Annotated in this window: 1 protein-coding gene; it reads right to left on the reverse strand. The window is 46.7% G+C overall.

The annotated features are described in order from the left end of the window. Positions 1-39: 39 nt before the first annotated feature. Positions 40-291: YwhD family protein (locus B4F99_RS06570; protein ID WP_290756125.1), on the reverse strand; the 252-nt coding region annotated here is incomplete at its 5' end.

Raw genomic sequence — 291 nt, forward strand, 5'->3', positions numbered from 1 at the left:
ACTTTTATGGGGCAGTTCACCGCGGCACACGTTCTTTTTTTAGACCAACGCTTCATGTAAAGCAGCGTCAGCATTTTCCCACATCTCAGGTTTATGTGTCTGCAAGAAATCACGTAATAATTCCTTTGAACGCTCATCCATGTGATCGACGACGATCCTCCCTTTAAGGGATTTATCCATCTTATTGACATGATCAGCAAGAATCTTGAATCCGCGACGCGCTTCCGCATCGACTAGCAGATCGCAGGCAGCGACACCACCATAATAGAATCCTTCTGGCTTACGACCGAC

The sequence above is a fragment of the Exiguobacterium sp. UBA3491 genome, from assembly GCF_002377745.1.
Classification (GTDB): domain Bacteria; phylum Bacillota; class Bacilli; order Exiguobacteriales; family Exiguobacteriaceae; genus Exiguobacterium_A.